The organism is Salmonella sp. NW645, from assembly GCF_051703725.1.
GTDB classification, from domain to species: Bacteria; Pseudomonadota; Gammaproteobacteria; order Enterobacterales; family Enterobacteriaceae; genus Salmonella; species Salmonella enterica.
Window position 1 is genome coordinate 79,349 of sequence record NZ_JAMMKR010000005.1, and the last position, 21,505, is coordinate 100,853.

21 protein-coding genes and 1 tRNA gene are annotated in these 21,505 nt (G+C 52.5%); 14 read left to right on the top strand and 8 right to left on the bottom strand.

The features are described 5' to 3' along the window. Positions 1 to 27 precede the first annotated feature (27 nt). Positions 28 to 378, bottom strand: coding sequence for a DUF2002 family protein (locus NA389_RS12170; protein WP_000281304.1), 351 nt, complete (start codon positions 376 to 378; stop codon positions 28 to 30). A gap of 161 nt (positions 379 to 539) precedes the next feature. Here NA389_RS12170 and NA389_RS12175 point away from each other — a divergent pair, with 161 nt between their 5' ends. Continuing rightward, positions 540 to 866, top strand: coding sequence for a DUF883 domain-containing protein (locus NA389_RS12175; RefSeq protein ID WP_001549924.1), 327 nt, complete (start codon positions 540 to 542; stop codon positions 864 to 866). Positions 867 to 949: 83 nt separating this feature from the next. Here NA389_RS12175 and NA389_RS12180 read toward each other — a convergent pair whose 3' ends face one another. Further along, the gene (locus NA389_RS12180) at positions 950 to 2,284 is read right to left on the bottom strand and encodes a PLP-dependent aminotransferase family protein (protein WP_001138473.1); all 1,335 of its coding nucleotides are present in this window, start codon (positions 2,282 to 2,284) and stop codon (positions 950 to 952) included. An 88-nt stretch (positions 2,285 to 2,372) separates the two neighbouring features. Here NA389_RS12180 and NA389_RS12185 point away from each other — a divergent pair, with 88 nt between their 5' ends. The 12 genes from NA389_RS12185 to emrB all read left to right on the top strand — a co-directional run bounded on the left by NA389_RS12185 (position 2,373) and on the right by emrB (position 15,724). Beyond that, positions 2,373 to 2,804, top strand: a complete 432-nt coding sequence (locus tag NA389_RS12185) for a carboxymuconolactone decarboxylase family protein (protein ID WP_000209808.1) — start codon at positions 2,373 to 2,375, stop codon at positions 2,802 to 2,804. Between the two features lie 271 nt (positions 2,805 to 3,075). After that, positions 3,076 to 3,321: a glutaredoxin-like protein NrdH gene (gene nrdH / locus NA389_RS12190; RefSeq protein WP_000028865.1), complete on the top strand. Its 246-nt coding sequence runs from the start codon at positions 3,076 to 3,078 to the stop codon at positions 3,319 to 3,321. Continuing rightward, positions 3,318 to 3,728 carry a class Ib ribonucleoside-diphosphate reductase assembly flavoprotein NrdI gene (gene nrdI, locus NA389_RS12195; protein ID WP_001275402.1) on the top strand — a complete coding sequence of 137 codons (411 nt, stop codon included), beginning with the start codon at positions 3,318 to 3,320 and terminating at the stop codon, positions 3,726 to 3,728. The genes nrdH and nrdI overlap by 4 nt, the downstream gene beginning before the upstream one ends. Next, complete coding sequence (gene nrdE / locus NA389_RS12200; RefSeq protein WP_001543279.1) at positions 3,728 to 5,845, top strand: class 1b ribonucleoside-diphosphate reductase subunit alpha; 2,118 nt, start codon at positions 3,728 to 3,730, stop codon at positions 5,843 to 5,845. Before nrdI ends, nrdE begins: the two co-directional genes overlap by 1 nt. A gap of 10 nt (positions 5,846 to 5,855) precedes the next feature. Continuing rightward, positions 5,856 to 6,815 carry a class 1b ribonucleoside-diphosphate reductase subunit beta gene (nrdF, locus tag NA389_RS12205; protein WP_000777911.1) on the top strand — a complete coding sequence of 320 codons (960 nt, stop codon included), beginning with the start codon at positions 5,856 to 5,858 and terminating at the stop codon, positions 6,813 to 6,815. A gap of 354 nt (positions 6,816 to 7,169) precedes the next feature. Beyond that, a complete protein-coding gene (gene proV, locus NA389_RS12210) occupies positions 7,170 to 8,372 on the top strand; it encodes a glycine betaine/L-proline ABC transporter ATP-binding protein ProV (protein WP_000985529.1) in 1,203 nt (400 codons plus the stop codon). Further along, the gene (proW, locus tag NA389_RS12215; protein ID WP_000775016.1) at positions 8,365 to 9,429 is read left to right on the top strand and encodes a glycine betaine/L-proline ABC transporter permease ProW; all 1,065 of its coding nucleotides are present in this window, start codon (positions 8,365 to 8,367) and stop codon (positions 9,427 to 9,429) included. The genes proV and proW overlap by 8 nt, the downstream gene beginning before the upstream one ends. A gap of 69 nt (positions 9,430 to 9,498) precedes the next feature. Next, on the top strand, positions 9,499 to 10,494 hold the full coding sequence (gene proX, locus NA389_RS12220) for a glycine betaine/L-proline ABC transporter substrate-binding protein ProX (RefSeq protein ID WP_001216613.1): 996 nt from the start codon (positions 9,499 to 9,501) through the stop codon (positions 10,492 to 10,494). A gap of 164 nt (positions 10,495 to 10,658) precedes the next feature. Beyond that, positions 10,659 to 11,843, top strand: coding sequence for an MFS transporter (locus tag NA389_RS12225; protein WP_000165772.1), 1,185 nt, complete (start codon positions 10,659 to 10,661; stop codon positions 11,841 to 11,843). A 496-nt stretch (positions 11,844 to 12,339) separates the two neighbouring features. Continuing rightward, positions 12,340 to 12,870: a transcriptional repressor MprA gene (mprA, locus tag NA389_RS12230; RefSeq protein ID WP_000378431.1), complete on the top strand. Its 531-nt coding sequence runs from the start codon at positions 12,340 to 12,342 to the stop codon at positions 12,868 to 12,870. Positions 12,871 to 12,996: 126 nt separating this feature from the next. After that, entirely contained in the window at positions 12,997 to 14,169 is a 1,173-nt protein-coding gene (emrA, locus tag NA389_RS12235; protein ID WP_001275603.1) for a multidrug efflux MFS transporter periplasmic adaptor subunit EmrA, read from the top strand. A gap of 16 nt (positions 14,170 to 14,185) precedes the next feature. Beyond that, positions 14,186 to 15,724: a multidrug efflux MFS transporter permease subunit EmrB gene (gene emrB, locus NA389_RS12240; protein WP_001187298.1), complete on the top strand. Its 1,539-nt coding sequence runs from the start codon at positions 14,186 to 14,188 to the stop codon at positions 15,722 to 15,724. 48 nt (positions 15,725 to 15,772) lie between these two features. Here the strand turns inward: emrB and NA389_RS12245 are convergent, their stop codons facing one another. The 5 genes from NA389_RS12245 to yqaB all read right to left on the bottom strand — a co-directional run bounded on the left by NA389_RS12245 (position 15,773) and on the right by yqaB (position 20,775). Further along, positions 15,773 to 17,143 carry a carbohydrate porin gene (locus tag NA389_RS12245; protein WP_000645133.1) on the bottom strand — a complete coding sequence of 457 codons (1,371 nt, stop codon included), beginning with the start codon at positions 17,141 to 17,143 and terminating at the stop codon, positions 15,773 to 15,775. Positions 17,144 to 17,488: 345 nt separating this feature from the next. Beyond that, on the bottom strand, positions 17,489 to 18,004 hold the full coding sequence (gene luxS / locus NA389_RS12250; protein ID WP_001130194.1) for an S-ribosylhomocysteine lyase: 516 nt from the start codon (positions 18,002 to 18,004) through the stop codon (positions 17,489 to 17,491). Between the two features lie 149 nt (positions 18,005 to 18,153). Then, positions 18,154 to 19,710, bottom strand: a complete 1,557-nt coding sequence (gene gshA, locus NA389_RS12255; protein ID WP_000611821.1) for a glutamate--cysteine ligase — start codon at positions 19,708 to 19,710, stop codon at positions 18,154 to 18,156. A 76-nt stretch (positions 19,711 to 19,786) separates the two neighbouring features. Next, positions 19,787 to 20,212 (bottom strand): YqaA family protein, encoded by a 426-nt coding sequence (locus NA389_RS12260; RefSeq protein WP_001279500.1) that lies wholly within the window; start codon positions 20,210 to 20,212, stop codon positions 19,787 to 19,789. After that, on the bottom strand, positions 20,209 to 20,775 hold the full coding sequence (yqaB, locus tag NA389_RS12265) for a fructose-1-phosphate/6-phosphogluconate phosphatase (protein WP_000271296.1): 567 nt from the start codon (positions 20,773 to 20,775) through the stop codon (positions 20,209 to 20,211). Before yqaB ends, NA389_RS12260 begins: the two co-directional genes overlap by 4 nt. Positions 20,776 to 21,014: 239 nt before the next feature. Between yqaB and NA389_RS12270 the strand changes: the two genes are divergently transcribed. After that, complete coding sequence (locus tag NA389_RS12270; protein ID WP_153260283.1) at positions 21,015 to 21,152, top strand: hypothetical protein; 138 nt, start codon at positions 21,015 to 21,017, stop codon at positions 21,150 to 21,152. Between the two features lie 6 nt (positions 21,153 to 21,158). Here NA389_RS12270 and NA389_RS12275 read toward each other — a convergent pair. After that, positions 21,159 to 21,235: transfer RNA gene (locus tag NA389_RS12275), tRNA-Arg, on the bottom strand. Positions 21,236 to 21,505: the final 270 nt, after the last annotated feature.

The window sequence follows — 21,505 nt, forward strand, 5'->3', positions numbered from 1 at the left end:
TCGCGACTGGCATTGCCAGTCGCGCTTTTAGTCGCTTTTTTCGTCGCCAAAAAGCCCGTTCAGATAACGTTCTAACGCTATTCGGGAGCTAAAGCCGTGGGGAATACCGTAATGTTCGTGGGTCTCGCCGCCTAAATAGAGCGGAAAATTTTGGTAGTGATCGCAGGTTTTAATATCCGAAGCCGGGTCAGCCAGTGATGAGCTACGGTCTTTTAATCTGGGGTGAATGATCAGCGCGGTACGCCCCATACGCGCCTCGCGGTTAACATAAACATAATTCTCGCCGCGTCGATAACCATACGTCTTATTCGTCACCACATCGACGGTAAACCCTGCCTTTTCCAGTACCCGCGCCACCTCGTCAGGTCGTAAATACATATTTTATCCTCATTCTCTTTTACTGCGGGCTTACCTTACCCGATAGCGCGTTATCAACGCTTTCAGAAAAGTCCAGAAACGCATGATATCGCCGTAACAAGCCTCAGCAGGTAAAAATATGAACTACACTGAAAGCTACATCGAAATCAATGGAGGATCATATGCTTAAAAAACCGAACCGAAACGACGTCGATGATGGTGTTCAGGATATTCAGAATGATGTCAATCGATTAGCCGACAGTCTGGAAGATGTCCTTAAATCCTGGGGAAGCGATGCGAAAGACGAAGCCGAGGCTGCGCGACGTAAAGCACAGGCGTTGCTGAAAGAGACCCGGGCGCGGATGCAGGGTCGTACTCGCGTAAAACAAGCCGCCTGTGATGCGATGGGGTGCGCGGATACGTTTGTGCGTGAAAAACCCTGGTGTAGCGTAGGAACCGCCGCAGCGGTAGGGATTTTTATCGGGGCGCTGCTCAGCCTGCGTCGCTAACGACGTGCGCTGCCGGATGGCGACATACTTTATTGGGCCTGCATCATTGCCGCAGGCCCAGGTCGCGCCATTCGGCGAAACGGTTACTGTATCGCCTGTCGAAGCTGCCATGCGACCTGTTTCGCCATGCCAGCGGAAGTAATATTGGTAAACGACAGTAAAATGCCCCCCTTTCCTGACGAAACCACTCGCCAACGGCTTAGCGCCTGTACCGCCAGTCCGGCCTGATTCGCTTTCGCTACCTGCGCTTTATCATCGCCTTCAACCTCAATAACCAATTGAATACCGCCTTTCTGTAATGTCACGACAAATCCCTGTTCTGCCAGCGCCTCTTCAATCCATAACCGTCGCTGAGCATAATGTTGACGCATCTTTTTCAGATGCCGCCAGAAATGGCCATCACGGATAAAATCAGCCAGCGTGTGCTGCCATAACAACGGTACGCTACAGGGCATCAGCGACGCCTGCTGGCGGAAATGCTCAATCTGCTTTATCGGCACCACCAGCCAGGCGGTACGTAATGCCGGAAAGAGCGACTTACTGAACGTTCCGGCGTAAATCACTCGCTGCGGGGCATCCAGACTCTTGAGCGGCGGAAGTGGTTTACCGTGATAACGAAATTCGCTGTCGTAATCATCTTCAATAATCCAGGCCTGCACATTCGCCGCCCATGCCAGAAGTTGCCGTCGGCGAGTTAACGACAGCGCTACCCCCAAAGGACTTTGATGGGCGGGCGTCACCAATGCAAAGCGCCCCTGCGGGCAATCCCGCATCCCCGCCGCGACACTCAGCCCATCGGCATCGACCGGAATCGGCGCCAGCGTAATCCCCTCCTGCGTTATCACCGGGCGAATTAACGGAAAACCGGGATCTTCCACCCACATGCTGTCTCCCGGCACAGACAATGTACGCAGGATTAGCCGCATAGAATCCGCATATCCGGAGGTAATAAATACCTGTTCCGGCAGACATTCAATGCTACGTGAAACCCGCAGGTAATCGACTATCGCCTGGCGCAAAATCGCCTCGCCGCAGACGTCGCCTAATGCCAGATCGAAGCGCGTCTGCGTGCGCAACCGACGCCCCATCACTCGCGCCCACTTCTCGCGTGGAAAGAGATCCAGCGCCGGTAACCCCATCTGAAAGGGTTTCGGTTCCGGACTTTCTCCGGCAAAAACAGCGGGTATCGGCGGCGCCGTCTCAAACCGTAGAGCGTTGCTCACAAACGTGCCTGCCTGGCCACGTCGCTCCAGCCAGCCCTGCGCCACCAGCTCGCCATAGGCATTTTCCACCGTGGCGCGAGAAACGCCCAGTTCCTGCGCCCACGTCCGACTGGACGGCAAACGCGTTCCGGGCGCGAGTTCTCCTTGCTCAATGGCCGTTTTTAACTGACGAGCGATGTGCTGATAGCGCGGCATATGGTCTGCTTTTTCTGTAAAAATATGGCTCTCTTTTACAGACCATTATAGTGCTACAGTGCTCGTCATCAACACGAGGAGAAACATGATGACGACGTTACGCCAACCCTATTATGAACTGAGCCCGGAGGTTTACAGCGCTCTGGTGCAGGCGAAAAACGCGCTGGAAAAGAGCACGCTTGACCTCACTCTGATGGAGCTGATTTACCTGCGTGTTTCGCAAATAAATGGTTGTGCATTTTGCCTGGAGATGCACAGTAAAGCGCTGCGTAAGGCTGGCGTAAATCAAGCTAAATTAGATGCGCTGGCAGGATGGCGGGTAAGCCACCATTTCAGCGAGCAAGAGTGCGCGGCGTTAGCCTGGGCGGAATCGGTGACGCACATTGCTGAAACCCACGCCGAAGATAATGTTTACCTGCCGCTGCTCGATCATTTCAGCGCGCGTCAAATCAGCGATCTGACCTTCGCCATCGGTTTAATGAACTGCTTTAACCGTCTGGCGATCGGTATGCGAATGTGACGCATTGTTGCCGGATGGCGCTGATGTCAGCCAACTCTGTTATGCGTGAACCTGCAGGCCGGATCTGGCATTCACGCCGCCATCCGGCAAAAATTAGCCATGCCGCCCCTACCCCACTGCGTTCATCAGCGGCGTTAAAACCAATCGAAAATTCCCATATCTTGTATGGTTGAATCTTAATTCAACTACATCTAGTATTTCCTGTATCAACACCCGACAATCCGACGCGTTTCATCGCGCCGTTTTCTCATTTTAAATGGAAATACGAATCATGAGCATTACTATTTACACTCGCAATAACTGTGTTCAGTGCCACGCCACAAAGCGGGCGATGGAAAGCCATGGATTTGAATTTGAGATGGTGAACGTCGATCTGGTGCCGGATGCAGCGGATACGCTCCGGGCGCAAGGATTTCGTCAATTACCGGTGGTGATGGCGGGCGATTTGAGCTGGTCTGGCTTCCGCCCGGACATGATTAACCGTCTGCACCCGACACCCCACGCGGCAAACGCATGAGCGCGCTCGTCTACTTCTCCAGCAGCTCTGAAAATACGCACCGTTTTATGCAGCGTCTGGGGCTGCCTGCCACGCGTATTCCGCTCAATGAACGGGAGCGAATTCAGGTAGACGAACCGTACATTCTGGTTGTGCCGTCATACGGCGGCGGCGGGATGGCCGGTGCGGTGCCGCGACAGGTGATCCGCTTTTTAAATGATGAACACAACCGGGCGCGCATTCGCGGCGTTATCGCCTCCGGTAATCGCAATTTCGGCGATGCCTGGGGATGCGCTGGCGATGTGATAGCACAAAAATGCGGCGTTCCCTGGCTGTACCGCTTTGAGCTCATGGGCACACAACGCGACATCGATAACGTCCGAAAAGGAGTAAATGAATTTTGGCAACAACTATCCCGGAGCGCGTAATGCAGGAAACCATGGATTACCACGCCCTGAACGCGATGCTGAATCTTTATGATAAAGCAGGCCATATTCAGTTCGACAAGGACCAGCAGGCGATCGACGCCTTCTTTGCCGCCCACGTCCGCCCGCATTCCGTGACGTTTGCCAGCCAGCATGAACGTCTGGAGACGCTGGTTCGGGAAGGGTATTACGATGACGCTGTCCTCGCGCGTTACGACCGCGCCTTCGTCCTCCGCCTGTTCGAGCACGCCCACGCCAGCGGCTTTCGCTTCCAGACGTTTCTTGGCGCCTGGAAGTTCTATACCAGTTACACGCTGAAAACCTTCGACGGCAAACGTTATCTGGAACACTTTGAAGATCGGGTGACTATGGTGGCGTTGACGCTGGCGCAGGGTGACGAAACGCTGGCCACCCAACTGACCGATGAAATGCTTTCTGGTCGCTTTCAGCCCGCTACCCCGACTTTTTTAAATTGCGGTAAACAGCAGCGTGGGGAACTGGTCTCCTGCTTCCTGCTCCGTATCGAAGACAATATGGAGTCGATCGGGCGAGCGGTGAATTCGGCGCTGCAACTCTCCAAACGCGGCGGCGGCGTCGCGTTTTTACTCTCCAATCTGCGCGAGGCGGGCGCGCCGATCAAACGCATTGAGAATCAGTCTTCCGGCGTGATCCCGGTGATGAAAATGCTGGAAGACGCGTTTTCGTATGCCAACCAGCTTGGCGCGCGCCAGGGGGCCGGCGCGGTTTATCTCCATGCGCACCACCCGGATATTCTGCGTTTTCTGGATACCAAACGGGAAAATGCTGACGAAAAAATCCGGATCAAAACGCTCTCTCTCGGCGTGGTGATCCCGGATATCACCTTCCGGCTGGCGAAAGAAAACGCGCAAATGGCGCTCTTTTCGCCCTATGACGTACAACGACGCTACGGCAAACCGTTTGGCGATATCGCCATTAGCGAACGGTACGATGAATTAATTGCCGATCCACACGTGCGTAAAACCTATATTAACGCCCGTGACTTTTTTCAAACACTGGCGGAGATTCAGTTCGAATCCGGGTATCCCTACATCATGTTTGAAGATACGGTAAACCGCGCGAATCCCATTGCTGGTCGCATTAATATGAGCAATCTGTGCTCGGAAATTTTACAGGTCAATAGCGCCTCCCGTTACGACGATAACCTTGACTATACCCACATCGGGCATGACATCTCCTGCAATCTCGGCTCGCTGAATATCGCTCACGTCATGGATTCACCGGACATTGGTCGTACCGTAGAAACCGCTATTCGCGGCCTGACGGCGGTGTCGGACATGAGCCATATACGCAGCGTGCCCTCAATAGCCGCCGGTAATGCCGCCTCTCATGCCATCGGTCTGGGCCAGATGAATCTGCATGGCTATCTGGCAAGAGAAGGCATTGCCTACGGTTCGCCGGAGGCGTTGGATTTCACCAATTTCTATTTTTACACCATTACCTGGCATGCCGTGCATACTTCAATGCGGCTGGCCCGCGAACGCGGCAAAACCTTCGCCGGATTTGCGCAGTCGCGCTATGCCAGCGGCGACTATTTTACGCAGTATTTACAGGACGACTGGCAACCGAAAACGGCGAAAGTCAGGGCGCTATTTGCCCGCAGCGGCATTACGCTGCCCACACGAGAAATGTGGCTAAAGCTGCGCGACGATGTGATGCGCTATGGCATCTATAACCAAAATTTGCAGGCGGTGCCGCCGACCGGTTCGATTTCTTACATTAATCATGCGACTTCCAGCATTCATCCGATTGTGGCCAAAATTGAGATTCGCAAAGAGGGCAAAACCGGGCGTGTGTATTACCCCGCGCCGTTTATGACCAATGAAAATCTGGACATGTATCAGGATGCTTACGATATCGGTCCGGAAAAAATTATTGATACCTATGCCGAGGCCACGCGCCACGTCGATCAAGGGCTGTCGCTCACCCTGTTTTTCCCCGATACCGCCACGACCCGCGATATCAACAAAGCGCAGATCTATGCCTGGCGAAAAGGTATTAAGTCACTGTATTACATCCGGCTTCGCCAGTTGGCGCTGGAAGGTACTGAAATTGAAGGCTGCGTATCCTGCGCGCTATAAGGAAAGCCATATGAAATTATCTCGTATTAGCGCCATCAACTGGAACAAGATCCAGGACAACAAAGATCTGGAGGTGTGGAACCGGCTGACCAGTAACTTCTGGCTGCCGGAAAAAGTGCCGTTATCGAATGATATTCCGGCCTGGCAGACGCTAAGCGCCGCCGAACAGCAGCTCACCATTCGCGTGTTTACGGGTCTTACGCTGCTCGACACTATCCAGAACATCGCAGGCGCGCCGTCGTTAATGGCAGATGCCATCACGCCGCATGAAGAGGCAGTACTGTCGAACATCAGCTTTATGGAAGCGGTACACGCCCGCTCTTACAGTTCTATTTTTTCCACGCTGTGCCAGACGAAAGAGGTTGATGCCGCCTACGCCTGGAGCGAAGAAAACCCGCCGCTTCAGCGTAAGGCGCAGATTATTTTGGCTCATTACGTCAGCGATGAACCGCTAAAGAAAAAGATTGCCAGCGTCTTTTTAGAGTCTTTTCTGTTCTATTCCGGCTTCTGGCTGCCGATGTATTTCTCCAGCCGCGGTAAGCTCACGAACACTGCCGACCTGATTCGTTTAATCATTCGCGATGAAGCGGTTCACGGTTATTATATTGGCTATAAGTATCAGATAGCGCTACAAAAACTATCGGCAATCGAGCGTGAAGAGTTAAAGCTTTTCGCGCTGGATTTGTTGATGGAACTGTACGACAACGAAATCCGCTACACAGAAGCGTTATATGCGGAAACCGGCTGGGTTAACGACGTCAAAGCCTTCTTGTGCTACAACGCCAATAAAGCCTTAATGAACCTGGGTTATGAGGCGTTATTTCCGCCGGAGATGGCAGACGTGAATCCCGCAATCCTTGCCGCGCTCTCGCCGAATGCCGACGAAAACCATGATTTCTTTTCCGGCTCAGGTTCATCTTATGTGATGGGGAAAACAGTCGAAACCGAAGACGAAGACTGGAATTTTTAACCTTACGGGCATGGGAAATAACGTTACATTTCCCATGCCTTTATTTCAGGCAATACCGGGTTAAATCGCGCAAATATTACAACATGTCCTACACTCAATACGAGTGACATTATTCACCTGGATTCCTCCAATTCAGGTGGATTTTTGCTGGTTGTCTCAAAAAATATCTCTCCCTCCCCATTCGCGTTCAGCCCTTATATCATGGGAAATCACAGCCGATAGCACCTCGCAATATTCATGCCAGAAGCAAATTCAGGGTTGTCTCAGATTCTGAGTATGTTAGGGTAGAAAAAGGTAACTATTTCTATCAGGTAACATATCGACATAAGTAAATAACAGGAATCATTCTATTGCATGGCAATTAAATTAGAAGTGAAGAATCTGTATAAAATATTTGGAGAGCATCCGCAGCGTGCCTTCAAATATATTGAAAAGGGACTATCGAAAGAGCAAATACTGGAAAAAACGGGGCTATCGCTTGGCGTTAAAGACGCCAGTCTGGCCATTGAAGAAGGCGAGATATTTGTCATCATGGGATTATCCGGCTCGGGTAAATCCACAATGGTACGCCTTCTCAATCGCCTGATTGAACCCACCCGCGGACAGGTACTGATTGACGGCGTTGATATTGCCAAAATATCAGACGCTGAGCTTCGCGAGGTGCGCAGGAAAAAGATTGCGATGGTCTTCCAGTCATTTGCGCTCATGCCGCATATGACCGTGCTGGATAATACGGCATTCGGTATGGAATTAGCGGGCATCGCGGCGCAAGAGCGTCGCGAAAAAGCGCTGGACGCCTTGCGTCAGGTAGGGCTTGAGAATTACGCTCACGCCTATCCGGATGAACTTTCCGGTGGGATGCGTCAGCGTGTTGGGCTTGCCCGCGCGCTGGCAATCAACCCTGATATCTTATTAATGGATGAAGCATTTTCCGCCCTCGATCCATTAATTCGTACCGAAATGCAGGATGAGCTGGTGAAATTACAGGCGAAACATCAGCGCACCATTGTCTTTATTTCCCACGATCTTGATGAGGCTATGCGTATTGGCGACAGGATTGCCATTATGCAAAATGGCGAGGTCGTACAGGTTGGTACGCCGGATGAGATCCTGAATAATCCGGCAAATGATTATGTCCGCACGTTCTTCCGTGGCGTGGATATTAGTCAGGTCTTTAGCGCCAAAGATATTGCCCGTCGCAGTCCGGTCGGCTTAATTCGTAAAACGCCAGGTTTCGGTCCCCGTTCGGCACTGAAATTATTACAGGATGAAGACCGTGAATATGGTTACGTCATTGAGCGTGGCAATAAATTCGTGGGCGTCGTGTCCATCGACTCATTAAAAGCGGCATTAAGCCAGGCGCAAGGGATTGAAGCGGCGCTTATCGACGACCCTTTAGTCGTTGATGCGCAAACCCCACTCAGCGAGTTGCTCTCTCACGTCGGCCAGGCACCCTGCGCAGTGCCGGTTGTCGATGAAGAACACCAGTATGTTGGCATTATTTCAAAACGTATGTTGCTACAGGCTTTAGATCGCGAGGGGGGTAACAATGGCTGATCAAACGAATCCGTGGGATACCGCACAGGTGGCCGATACTACGACGCAAACGGCTGATGCCTGGGGAACACCGGCAGGCGTAGCCACGGACGGCGGCAGTACCGACTGGTTGAACAGCGCGCCCGCGCCAGCCCCTGAACACTTTTCTCTTCTGGACCCATTCCATAAGACGCTGATCCCGCTGGATAGCTGGGTCACAGAGGGAATCGACTGGGTCGTCACCCATTTCCGTCCCCTTTTTCAGGGGATTCGTGTGCCGGTGGATTACATCCTTAACGGCTTTCAGCAACTGCTGCTGGGAATGCCCGCCCCTGTGGCGATTATTCTCTTTGCGCTGATTGCCTGGCAGGTTTCCGGCGTGGGCATGGGGATCGCGGCGCTGATATCGCTGATCGCCATCGGCGCGATCGGTGCCTGGTCGCAGGCGATGATTACCCTGGCGCTGGTGCTGACCGCCCTGTTGTTCTGCGTCGTGATCGGATTACCGATGGGAATCTGGCTGGCGCGCAGCCCGCGCGCAGCCAAAATAGTTCGTCCGCTGCTGGATGCGATGCAGACCACGCCCGCGTTTGTCTATCTGGTGCCGATTGTCATGTTATTCGGCATCGGTAACGTGCCGGGCGTGGTGGTGACGATTATTTTTGCTCAACCGCCGATTATACGCCTGACGATCCTGGGCATTAACCAGGTGCCTGCCGACTTAATTGAAGCGTCGCGCTCGTTCGGCGCCAGCCCGCGCCAAATGTTGTTCAAAGTGCAACTACCGCTGGCGATGCCCACCATTATGGCAGGCGTTAATCAGACGCTGATGCTGGCTCTCTCAATGGTCGTCATCGCCTCGATGATTGCGGTCGGCGGGCTTGGCCAGATGGTATTACGCGGCATTGGTCGTCTTGATATGGGGCTGGCAACCGTGGGCGGCGTCGGCATTGTGATTCTCGCCATCATTCTGGACCGTCTGACGCAGGCCGTCGGGCGCGACTCGCGTAGCCGCGGTAACCGTCGCTGGTATACCACCGGTCCTGTTGGGCTAATCACCCGCCCTTTCGTTAAGTAACTCTCCTGACGCCCGGTGACATTGCGCTTACCGGGCTTACAACTCCCTACCATAATTAAAGGAACAACGATGCGACATACTGTGATATTTGCCTCAGCGTTTGCCACCCTTGTCACCGCCAGCGCTTTCGCTGCCGACCTGCCTGGCAAAGGCATTACCGTCCAACCAATCCAAAGCACGATTTCTGAAGAGTCCTTCCAGACGTTACTGGTCAGCCGGGCGCTGGAAAAGTTGGGTTATACCGTAAATAAGCCGAGTGAAGTCGATTACAACGTAGGCTATACCTCCATCGCCTCTGGCGATGCGACGTTTACCGCCGTGAACTGGCAGCCGCTGCATGATGATATGTATGCCGCAGCAGGCGGAGACAAAAAGTTTTACCGCGAGGGCGTCTTTGTCTCCGGCGCTGCGCAGGGCTATCTGATCGATAAAAAAACCGCCGAGCAGTACAACATCACCAATATCGCTCAGCTAAAAGATCCGAAAATCGCCAAAATCTTCGACACCAATGGCGACGGAAAAGCGGACATGATGGGCTGCTCGCCGGGCTGGGGCTGCGAAGCCGTGATCAATCACCAGAATAAAGCGTTTGATCTGCAAAAAACCGTTGAGGTCAGCCACGGTAACTATGCGGCGATGATGGCTGATACCATTACCCGTTTTAAAGAAGGCAAGCCGGTGCTGTATTACACCTGGACCCCGTACTGGGTGAGCGACGTAATGAAGCCGGGTAAAGATGTCGTCTGGCTACAGGTGCCGTTCTCCTCCCTGCCGGGCGAACAGAAAAATATTGATACTAAACTGCCGAACGGCGCGAACTATGGGTTCCCGGTTAATACCATGCATATTGTCGCCAATAAGGCATGGGCGGAGAAAAACCCGGCGGCGGCGAAACTGTTCGCCATCATGAAGCTGCCGCTGGCGGATATCAACGCGCAGAACGCCATGATGCATGCCGGTAAATCGTCTGAAGCCGATGTTCAGGGCCATGTGGACGGCTGGATCAACGCCCACCAGCAGCAGTTTGACGGCTGGGTGAAAGAAGCGCTGGCCGCGCAGAAATAAGATCGTTTTTTATGCCGGATAAGGCGCAGTTCATGCGCTGCTATCCGGCCAACGCAATCTCTCCTCAAAGCGCACGATTCATCACGTCACCGTTCCCCTTTATTCATCAACATCCGCTATGATTGTTTTCCCAGGAAATAATTATCTGAATCACGATTACCATCATGACGAAACCCACTCATGGGCTTAGCCCGGCGCTGATCGTTTTAATGTCTGTGGCCACGGGTCTGGCGGTCGCCAGCAACTACTACGCCCAGCCGCTGCTTGATACCATCGCGCATCACTTTTCGCTTTCCGCCAGCTCCGCAGGGTTTATCGTTACCGCCGCGCAGTTGGGCTATGCCGCTGGCCTGTTGTTTCTGGTGCCGCTTGGCGACATGTTTGAACGCCGAACGCTGATTGTCTCCATGACGTTGCTGGCGGCTGGCGGAATGCTAATCACCGCCAGCAGTCAGTCGCTTAGCATGATGATACTCGGAACGGCCTTAACCGGACTGTTCTCCGTGGTGGCGCAGATTCTGGTTCCGCTGGCCGCCACGCTTGCGACGCCCGCCACCCGCGGTAAAGTGGTCGGCACCATTATGAGCGGCCTGTTGCTGGGGATCCTGCTGGCGCGAACGGTCGCCGGACTGCTGGCAAACCTCGGCGGTTGGCGCACCGTATTTTGGGTAGCGTCGGCGCTGATGGCGCTGATGGCCGTCGCGTTATGGCGCGGACTGCCAAAGCTCAAATCCGACACCCATCTTAACTACCCGCAACTGTTGGGTTCTGTATTCAGCCTGTTTATTCACGATAAGCTGCTGCGTACCCGCGCAATGCTGGGCTGCCTGACCTTTGCTAATTTCAGCATCCTCTGGACGTCAATGGCCTTTTTGCTCGCCGCGCCGCCGTTTAGCTATTCCGAGGGGATGATTGGCCTGTTTGGCCTGGCGGGGGCCGCCGGCGCTTTAGGCGCGCGTCCGGCTGGCGGATTTGCCGATAAAGGTAAATCTCACCTCACCACCACGTTCGGCTTACTGCTGCTGTTACTCTCCTGGCTGGCTATCTGGCTTGGGCACACCTCGGTACTGGCGCTGATTATTGGCATTCTGGTACTGGACCTCACCGTTCAGGGGGTACATATCACCAATCAGACGGTCATCTATCGTTTGCATCCGGATGCGCGTAACCGGCTCACCGCCGGCTATATGACCAGCTACTTTATCGGTGGCGCTGCAGGGTCGCTGATTTCCGCCTCCGCCTGGCAACATGCCGGCTGGGCCGGCGTTTGTCTGGCGGGTGTCACGGTAGCCTTACTTAATTTACTGGTCTGGTGGCGAGGTTTTCACCGACAGGAAGCCGTAAATTAAGCGGATAGTGAGCGTTTACCTTTGTTTAAGCTCCTTAGGGTGTTAAGGAGCTCCCCAGTCTGTTAAGGTTATGCTATTCATTTATCATGGTTATTTTTATACCGGTGAAGAATAATATAATTCTATGGAAAGCCCTGCATCCCCATCTGCTCCCAGGCCAATAGCGCCCGTTCAAGGATTCGAAGGTCGTTCACCGATAGCTATCCGTGATATTCCGGTGGCTTTTGCATCGGGTTGTAAGGCCGTTTACCCGGCTTTCGCCCCTCCCGCTTATCGTTCTCTCCTGATTTTTTCATGCAGGCACTCACGCTTTTCTCGTCATTCCTGGATTTGCCGCAGGCGGCGCTTTACCGGGCCCAATGTTCCCGCTGGCGTCTCAGTCTGCGTATCATTGGTTGCTTTATAGCCTGAAAGAATGATTTTGTATTAATAATACATTTACTTTATTTGTCACTGTCGTTACTATATCGGCTGAAATTAATGAGGTCATGCCCAAATGGATAGTTCGTTTACGCCCATTGAACAAATGCTAAAATTTCGCGCCAGCCGTCACGAAGACTTTCCTTACCAGGAAATTCTTTTGACTCGTCTTTGTATGCACATGCAAGGCAAGCTCCTGGAAAACCGCAATAAAATGCTGAAGGCTCAAGGGATTAACGAGACGTTGTTTATGGCGTTGATTACGCTGGAGTCTCAGGAAAACCACAGTATTCAGCCGTCTGAATTAAGCTGCGCGCTGGGTTCATCTCGCACCAATGCGACACGCATTGCAGATGAGCTGGAAAAACGCGGCTGGATTGAGCGTCGTGAGAGCGATAACGACCGCCGTTGCCTGCATCTGCAATTAACGGAGAAAGGCCAGGCATTTTTGCAAGAAGTGCTTCCACCTCAGCATCATTGTCTGCATCAACTCTGGTCATCACTTAGCACTGCCGAAAAAGATCAACTTGAGCACATCACTCGTAAACTCCTGACGCGTCTTGATCAAATGGAGCAGGAAGGCACTGTTCTTGAGGCGCTGCGCTAAAGCGCCGACCCGCTCAAAAATCCAGATTAATAACAGGAAAGCGGACAGGCCGGCACGCGTTACTGCTGGCCTTTCTGACAACAGGTCGGCTCAGCCGATGTGAATAATAAGATCGTGGAGAACAACATGAGCGCAAATGCGGAGATCCAAACCCCGCAGCAACCGGCTAAGAAGAAAGGCAAACGCAAAACAGCGCTGCTACTTCTTACCTTGCTCTTTGTTATTATTGCCGTGGCATATGGAATTTATTGGTTTTTAGTATTGCGTCATATTGAAGAGACAGATGATGCTTACGTGGCAGGGAACCAGGTTCAAATCATGGCGCAGGTGTCAGGCAGCGTGACGAAAGTCTGGGCTGATAACACCGACTTTGTAAAAGAGGGCGATGTTCTGGTCACGCTCGATCAGACTGACGCCAAACAAGCGTTTGAAAAAGCCAAAACGGCGCTGGCCTCCAGCGTGCGCCAGACGCACCAGTTGATGATTAACAGCAAGCAGTTGCAGGCGAATATCGACGTGCAAAAAACCGCCCTGGCGCAAGCGCAAAGCGACCTTAACCGTCGTGTGCCGCTGGGTAATGCCAATCTTATTGGCCGTGAAGAACTGCAACACGCCCGCGATGCCGTCGCCAGCGCGCAGGCACAGCTGGATGTCGCCATTCAACAGTACAATGCCAACCAGGCAATGATACTCAACAGTAATCTGGAAGATCAGCCTGCGGTTCAACAAGCGGCGACCGAAGTGCGTAACGCCTGGCTGGCGCTGGAGCGTACTCGCATCGTCAGTCCAATGACCGGTTATGTTTCCCGCCGCGCCGTCCAGCCTGGCGCGCAGATCAGCCCCACCACGCCGCTGATGGCCGTCGTGCCTGCAACCGATCTGTGGGTGGACGCTAACTTTAAAGAGACCCAATTAGCGAATATGCGCATTGGGCAGCCAGTGACGGTGATTACTGATATTTATGGCGACGACGTAAAATACACCGGTAAAGTCGTCGGTCTGGATATGGGAACAGGCAGCGCCTTCTCCCTGCTGCCCGCGCAAAATGCGACGGGTAACTGGATTAAAGTGGTTCAACGTCTGCCGGTACGCGTCGAACTGGACGCCCGCCAGTTAGAACAACATCCGCTGCGTATTGGTTTATCGACGCTGGTCACCGTGGATACCGCTAATCGCGACGGTCAGGTACTGGCCAGCCAGGTACGAACGACGCCGGTTGCCGAAAGTAACGCACGCGAAATTAATCTCGCGCCGGTCAATAAACTGATCGACGACATCGTACAGGCTAACGCGGGTTAATCCTGAGGTGCGTGTGATGCAACAGCAAAAACCGCTGGAGGGCGCGCAGCTCGTCATCATGACGATCGCGCTGTCGCTGGCGACATTCATGCAGGTGCTGGACTCCACCATTGCCAACGTGGCGATTCCGACCATCGCCGGGAACCTGGGTTCTTCCCTAAGCCAGGGGACATGGGTTATCACCTCTTTCGGGGTGGCGAACGCTATCTCGATTCCCTTAACCGGCTGGCTGGCGAAACGTTTTGGCGAAGTCAAACTGTTCATGTGGTCGACGGTCGCCTTTGCCGCGGCCTCCTGGGCCTGTGGCGTATCCAGCAGCCTGAATATGCTGATCTTCTTCCGCGTGGTGCAGGGCGTGGTCGCCGGGCCGCTGATTCCGCTCTCGCAAAGCCTGTTGCTGAATAACTATCCGCCTGCAAAGCGCTCCATTGCGCTGGCGCTCTGGTCAATGACCGTCATTGTCGCGCCGATTTGCGGCCCGATTCTGGGGGGCTACATCAGTGATAATTACCACTGGGGATGGATTTTCTTCATCAACGTTCCGATTGGCATCGCCGTCGTCCTGATGACGTTACACACGCTGCGCGGACGTGAAACGCATACCGAACGGCGACGTATTGACGCCGTCGGGCTGGCGTTACTGGTGATTGGCATCGGCAGCCTGCAAATTATGCTCGATCGCGGTAAAGAGCTGGACTGGTTCTCCTCGCAGGAAATTATCATCCTGACCGTGGTCGCCGTCATCGCCATCAGTTTCCTGATCGTCTGGGAACTGACCGACGATCACCCTATCGTCGATCTTTCTCTTTTTAAATCGCGTAACTTCACTATTGGCTGCTTGTGCATCAGCCTTGCCTATATGCTCTATTTCGGCGCCATTGTTCTACTGCCGCAGCTTTTGCAAGAGGTGTACGGCTATACCGCAACGTGGGCAGGTCTGGCGTCTGCGCCAGTCGGCATTATTCCGGTAATTTTATCGCCGATTATCGGACGCTTCGCGCATAAACTGGATATGCGCAGGCTGGTCACATTCAGCTTCATTATGTACGCCGTCTGTTTTTACTGGCGCGCCTGGACGTTCGAACCGGGTATGGATTTCGGCGCTTCCGCATGGCCGCAGTTTATTCAGGGATTTGCCGTCGCCTGCTTCTTTATGCCGCTGACCACCATTACGCTCTCCGGGTTACCCCCAGAACGGCTGGCGGCGGCATCAAGCCTGTCGAACTTCACGCGAACGCTGGCGGGCTCCATTGGCACCTCGATTACCACCACTATGTGGACCGATCGTGAGTCGCTACACCATGCTCAGCTCACGGAGTCGGTTACAGCGTATAATCCAAACGCTCAGGCTATGTACGATAAACTGGAAGGCTTAGGGATGACGCACCAACAGGCGTCAGGCTGGATAGCCCAGCAAATCACGAATCAGGGGCTGATTATTTCCGCCAACGAAATCTTCTGGATGTCGGCGGGGATCTTCCTGGTGCTGCTCGGCCTGGTGTGGTTCGCCAAACCGCCCTTCGGTGCGGGCGGCGGCGGTGGCGGCGCGCACTAACTATCTGATAAAAGGGATCTGCGGATCCCTTTTTTAGTAGACCAACAATCAGAAGAAATATTTGAATCTCAGACGCCCGCCGTAACGCGCATCTTCACTGTTATCGCCATTATTCGGATTGGCCTCTACCCATGAAGCATAGGCACCGAGGTAGATGTTAAAGTTTTTCATATCCATCACGTTGGGGAATAAATATGAGGCATGAATAGTGTGAATGTCATAATTGCCGGGATCGGTGATCCAGCAATCGTCCTCACAAACGGCATCGATATTAGTAGCATTGAAGGCTTCGATTTTGTTATGCGCATAGATATAACCCAGTTCAAATCGATGCCACAGCGCATTCACCCCAGCGGTAAAATCTGTCTCATCGGTCGCATCCATATAGGCGGTATTCAGGTTAATCACTGCGCCATCTTCCGGGTCAGTTTTTTGACCATTCCAGGTCATGGTAAAACCATAGCCCGTACGATCTGACTGATCGATCCACTTCCCATTCTCATAATAGCCATAGGCGTTGTTAACGACGTTACTTTCCATCGCTATCGCCGTTGAAAAACGCCCGTTTTGCCAGGCGATAACCGGACGGACGTAAGCCACATTTTTATCGTTGCTTAAATCCATTCCGTGGTACTGCTTCTCGGTATATAACGTACTGCCATTTTCCAGCAATGTGTTAACTTCGAAATACCAGTTGTCGATGGTTTTACTCAGCAGGAAGTTACCCCCACTGTCACTACGTCCCCGCCCTTCTTTCATCATATAGATATAGCCGTAACCGTCACTGTAAAGATCGTTCGCTGTATTCCCCGAATATTCAATAAACGTATCCTGATTCAGCGGGAACATATCGTAGGCTTCAAAACGACCAACCTTAATTTTCCAGTCATTCTCACGACCAAAGAAGAAAACGGCATCATCAAGGTTCATTTTTCCGGTCAGGTCCGCCAGAGGCTGTACAGAGAATCCGGCAAAATTACCGTTGTCCAGCCGCTGGTAGCCATCAAAGCCCAGCAACAGGCGTCCGTTAATATCCCAGCGTTCATTGGTTCCTGATGCCCAATCTTTATTCGCTGACGTTCTCATCGAGGTCAGGCTACCGGAACGGCTTGCCGCATCCATATTAAATTCGACATCGCCATAGAACTTAATATCGCTGAATCCGGATAAGGTCAGCTTCGGCGGCGTTTTATCTGCTGCAATGGGCTCGGCGGACTGGACATTCACCGTCGGCGTAGCGGCGACCTGCTGCTGTTTCAGCGAGCGAATTTGCGCCTCGGCATCGGATGCCCGTTTTTCAGCATTAACAACACGTTGCTCCAGTTCAGCCAGACGCTGCTCAATAGTGATATTATTCGCTGCCCAAAGGTTATGAGAAAAGCAAGCACCGATCATCAGCGCCAAATATTTAGCCTTCATTTTTTATCCCTTAAGTTTGATGTATACCAGATAAGATTTGCTAAAAACCCCATCGACCGGCTATTAGTAGAGTCTTGTTATTACCTGGATATCTGGCGCATTCCATTATGTTTTTCTATTAATTATTTATGATTTTTAGTTTATGTGATCAATACACTCTGGCATCGTGAGTTATCCGCCTTTTCTGTTTACCAGATCACATTTTATTATTTAACAGGCCAGGCATTACTTAATTTAAAATGTATTCTCGCCGCAAATATAATAAACGTAAATTATATTAAGCAATAAAAAACCCCGGCCATAAACCGGGGTTAATTTAAATACTGGAACCGCTTACCAATAAGACTAAATATGCAGTTCCTGCAGCTTTTCTTTCGGCAGCGCCAGCTCTTTATTGCTGTTCACGCGCACATCACGCTCCAGAATATGACGGGCAATGTCCTGCGCTTCACTGAGCGAGTGCATCTGATACGTACCGCACTGGTAAACGTTCAGCTCCGGGATCTGGTTTTGATCCTGCACTTTCAGCACATCCGCCATCGCCGCTTTCCACGCGTCGGCAACACGCTGCTCGTCCGGCGTGCCAATCAGGCTCATGTAGAAACCGGTACGGCAGCCCATCGGCGAGATATCGATAATCTCAACGCCGTTACCGTTGAGGTGGTCGCGCATAAAGCCAGCAAACAGATGCTCAAGCGTATGAATCCCTTTTTCCGGCATCACTTCTTTGTTCGGAATGCAAAAACGCAGATCAAACACGGTGATTGCGTCGCCATGCGGGGTGTTCATCGTTTTTGCAACCCGGACCGCCGGCGCTTGCATCCGGGTATGATCGACTGCGAAGCTATCTAATAATGGCATTTAGTCACCTCCGATAATTTTTTAAAAATAAACTGAACTCTTTGTTCCGGGGCGAGTCTGAGTATATGAAAGACGCGCATTTGTTATCATCATCCCTGTTTTCAGCGATGAAATTTTGGCCACTCCGTGAGTGGCCTTTTTCTTTTGGGTCAGGCGTGTTTTGCAAGCCACGCGGCAAACGGCTCGGTATCCGCCGCCTCAATCTCCTGCTGACGACGTACTGAAGCGTCACGTTCAGCAATAAACTCTTCTTCCTGTAAAATCTCCAGCGGCTCTTCGCGTAACAGATTACGGTAAGCCTCACCGAACGCTTTCCCGGTGCCGCCAATGCCTTCATCAATCATAGACCGTAAGATCCGGGCGGAGAATGTCAGTTCAGGATTATCAAAGCAGGCGACCAACTCATCACACACCTTTTGATACTCCTCTCCCCCATGGATACTGTCCAGCGTTTGCGCCACGCGTTTCAGATCGCGGAAGAGATCTTTCCCTACTTTGGGCAGCGGGAACTGCGCAGTTTCACAGCCAATGCCTAACGTCAGGCCCGGCTTACGCCCTTCCAGAATAACGCGATTCCAGTTTGTACGCGTACATAACAGCTCATCGCTACTCATTTCCGGCGCATCGGCCAATACGCACCAGACCATAAACAGATCGAGGAAGCGCACCTGTTGCTCGTCTACGCCGATCGGTGAGAACGGGTTAATATCGAGAGAACGAACTTCAATATACTCAATACCACCACGCAGAAGCGCGTCAGAAGGCGATTCGCCGCTGCGCGTCACGCGCTTGGGACGAATGGGCGCGTACAGCTCATTTTCAATTTGCAGAACATTGCTGTTAATCTGTAGCCGCTTACCGTCTTTTTCCACACCAATCCGCGCGTACTCCTCGGAAGGGGTTTTAATCGCCCGCTTCAGACCTGCCACATACTCATGCAAATCGTTAAACGTAATTCCGAGATTGCTTTGCGACTTATTGGTATAGCCCAAATCGCTCAGACGTAGCGACGTCGCATACGGCAGGTAGTACATGCCGCAGTCCGTTTTTTCAAACGGTAATGTGGTTGGCTTTCCTTGCAGGAAAGAGGAACAAATGGCCGGAGACGCGCCAAACAGATAGGGGATGACCCAGCCAAAACGGTAATAGTTGCGAATCAGACGAAAATAGCCGGCAGAAATTTTTTCTTTTGCCGCTTCGCCTTCCGTAACGCCGCATTTCGCCTGCCAGAACGCCATCGGTAATGAAAAATTGTAATGTACGCCGGAGATGGTTTGCATCAAAGCGCCATAACGATTTTTCAGCCCTTCGCGATAGAGCGTCTTAAAGCGCCCGGTATTTGATGTGCCGTACTGCGCCAGCTCTATGTCCTGCCCTTCCGCAATATAGCAGGGCATACTTAATGGCCACATCCGCTCATCGCCCAGTTTCCTGGCCGTATACCGATGGAGATCGCGCATAAAAGTGAGCATATGCTGGATATCGCCATCGACTGGCGTAATAAACTCCAGTAGGGCTTCCGCAAAATCCGTGGTAATCCATTTATGGGTCAGCGCTGAACCTAACGCTTCAGGATGACCTGTTGTCGCCAGCGTGCCATCAGCATTGACACGCAGCGTTTCGCGCTCTAACCCGCGCTGTATCCCCTTTAACGCCTGAGGATGTTTTTCCAGCCAGGCCAGAGCCTGTGATACGTCCGGGATCAAATTGACCTCCCGCCTGTCCAAATCGTTTTAATAAGCATAACTGTAATGGCGGCCATACATGCCAAACCTACAATTATTACCACCACATCATGCCCTGAACCGTCGCCGCTGCGAGCGCAACATAGCGCAGCGCCTTACCAAGACACAAAAAAAAGATCGTCCACCCCCACGGGATGCGCATCCATCCCGCTAACAGGCACAACAAATCACCGATGACCGGCATCCAGCTTAATAATAGTGTGGCTGCGCCATAACGCTTTAGCCAGCCAGTCGCTTTTTCCTGCCAGCGCGACGTTTTGCGCAGCGGAAAGAAACGCCCAAGAATAACGTTAGTTACCCCTCCAAGGCTATTACCCATTGTTGCTGTTAAGACTAAGACCCAGGGATGGCTGACGCCGGAGACCAGCATAGCAACCAAAACCACCTCAGAATTACCGGGTAACAGCGTCGCGCTGAGAAAACTACTGGCAAACAGAGACAGGAGCGACAGTCCGTCACTCACAATAGTCGAACATCCACGGCATCCATTCCCGCCGCCCGCGCCGCCTGTAAACCAAAATCGGCATCTTCAAATACCACGCACTGCGTCGGCATGACGCCCATCCGCTGGGCGCACAATAGGAAGGTGTCAGGCGCAGGTTTGTGATGCTGTACGTGATCTGCCGCCACAACCGCATCAAAATAACGACGCAGCCCCAGATGCGCTAACAAGGCTTCCGCGATAGCGCTTTCGCTACCGGTACCGACCGACATGGGACGCCGCCCATGCCACGCTTTGACCACCTCAACCAGCGGCAGCGGTTCTACGCAGTCCAGCAGGATGCTTTTTACCGCGTCGGTTTTCTCACGCGCCAGTGACAGGGGATCAAGATCGGCATGGTTAAGCTCAATGATTGACTGGGCGATAAGCCAGGTTGGCGAACCGTTAAGCGCGACCATTGCCTGTTCATCAAAACGAAGACCATAGCGCCCCAAAACCTCACGCCACGCTTTGCGATGCGTGGGTTCGGTATCCAGGAGAGTACCGTCCATATCAAAAATCAAACCAGCATAACGTGCGTACATCGTGTTCTCGCAAACCGAATAACCAGACAGTACTTTATCGCAATTGGTTGATTTTGTCGCTAATAGAGATGAAGAGGTATATTCAGGATAAGGGGAAAAGCGATTGCAGGGCAGTGACGTATCCGGGAGGATTATTCGCCTTATGGGCCGTTGCTGACGCAACGTTATCCTTCTGATGCCAGCGGTGATTACCGCTATCTTATCTGCATCTTCATCGCTGAAAGTATGGAGAATAAAGTATGGAGAATATGGTGCATCCGGGAGGATTACTCGCCTTACGGCTCGCCCTTCGGGCCGTTGCTGACGCAACGTTATCCTTCCTGGTGCCAGCGGTGATTACCGCTATCTTATCTGCATCTTCATCGCTGAAAGTATGAAGAATATGGTGCATCCGGGAGGATTCGAACCTCCGACCGCTCGGTTCGTAGCCGAGTACTCTATCCAGCTGAGCTACGGATGCATTGGAAATGATGTTTACTACAAGATTTGATGTCGCATTTACTGCCACACTAAATAAGATGGTGCATCCGGGAGGATTACTCGCCTTACGGCTCGCCCTTCGGCGCCGTTGCTGATGCAACGTTATCCTTCCTGGTGCCAGCGGTGATTACCGCTATCTTATCCGTATCTTCATCACTGAAAGTACGGAGAATATGGTGCATCCGGGAGGATTCGAACCTCCGACCGCTCGGTTCGTAGCCGAGTACTCTATCCAGCTGAGCTACGGATG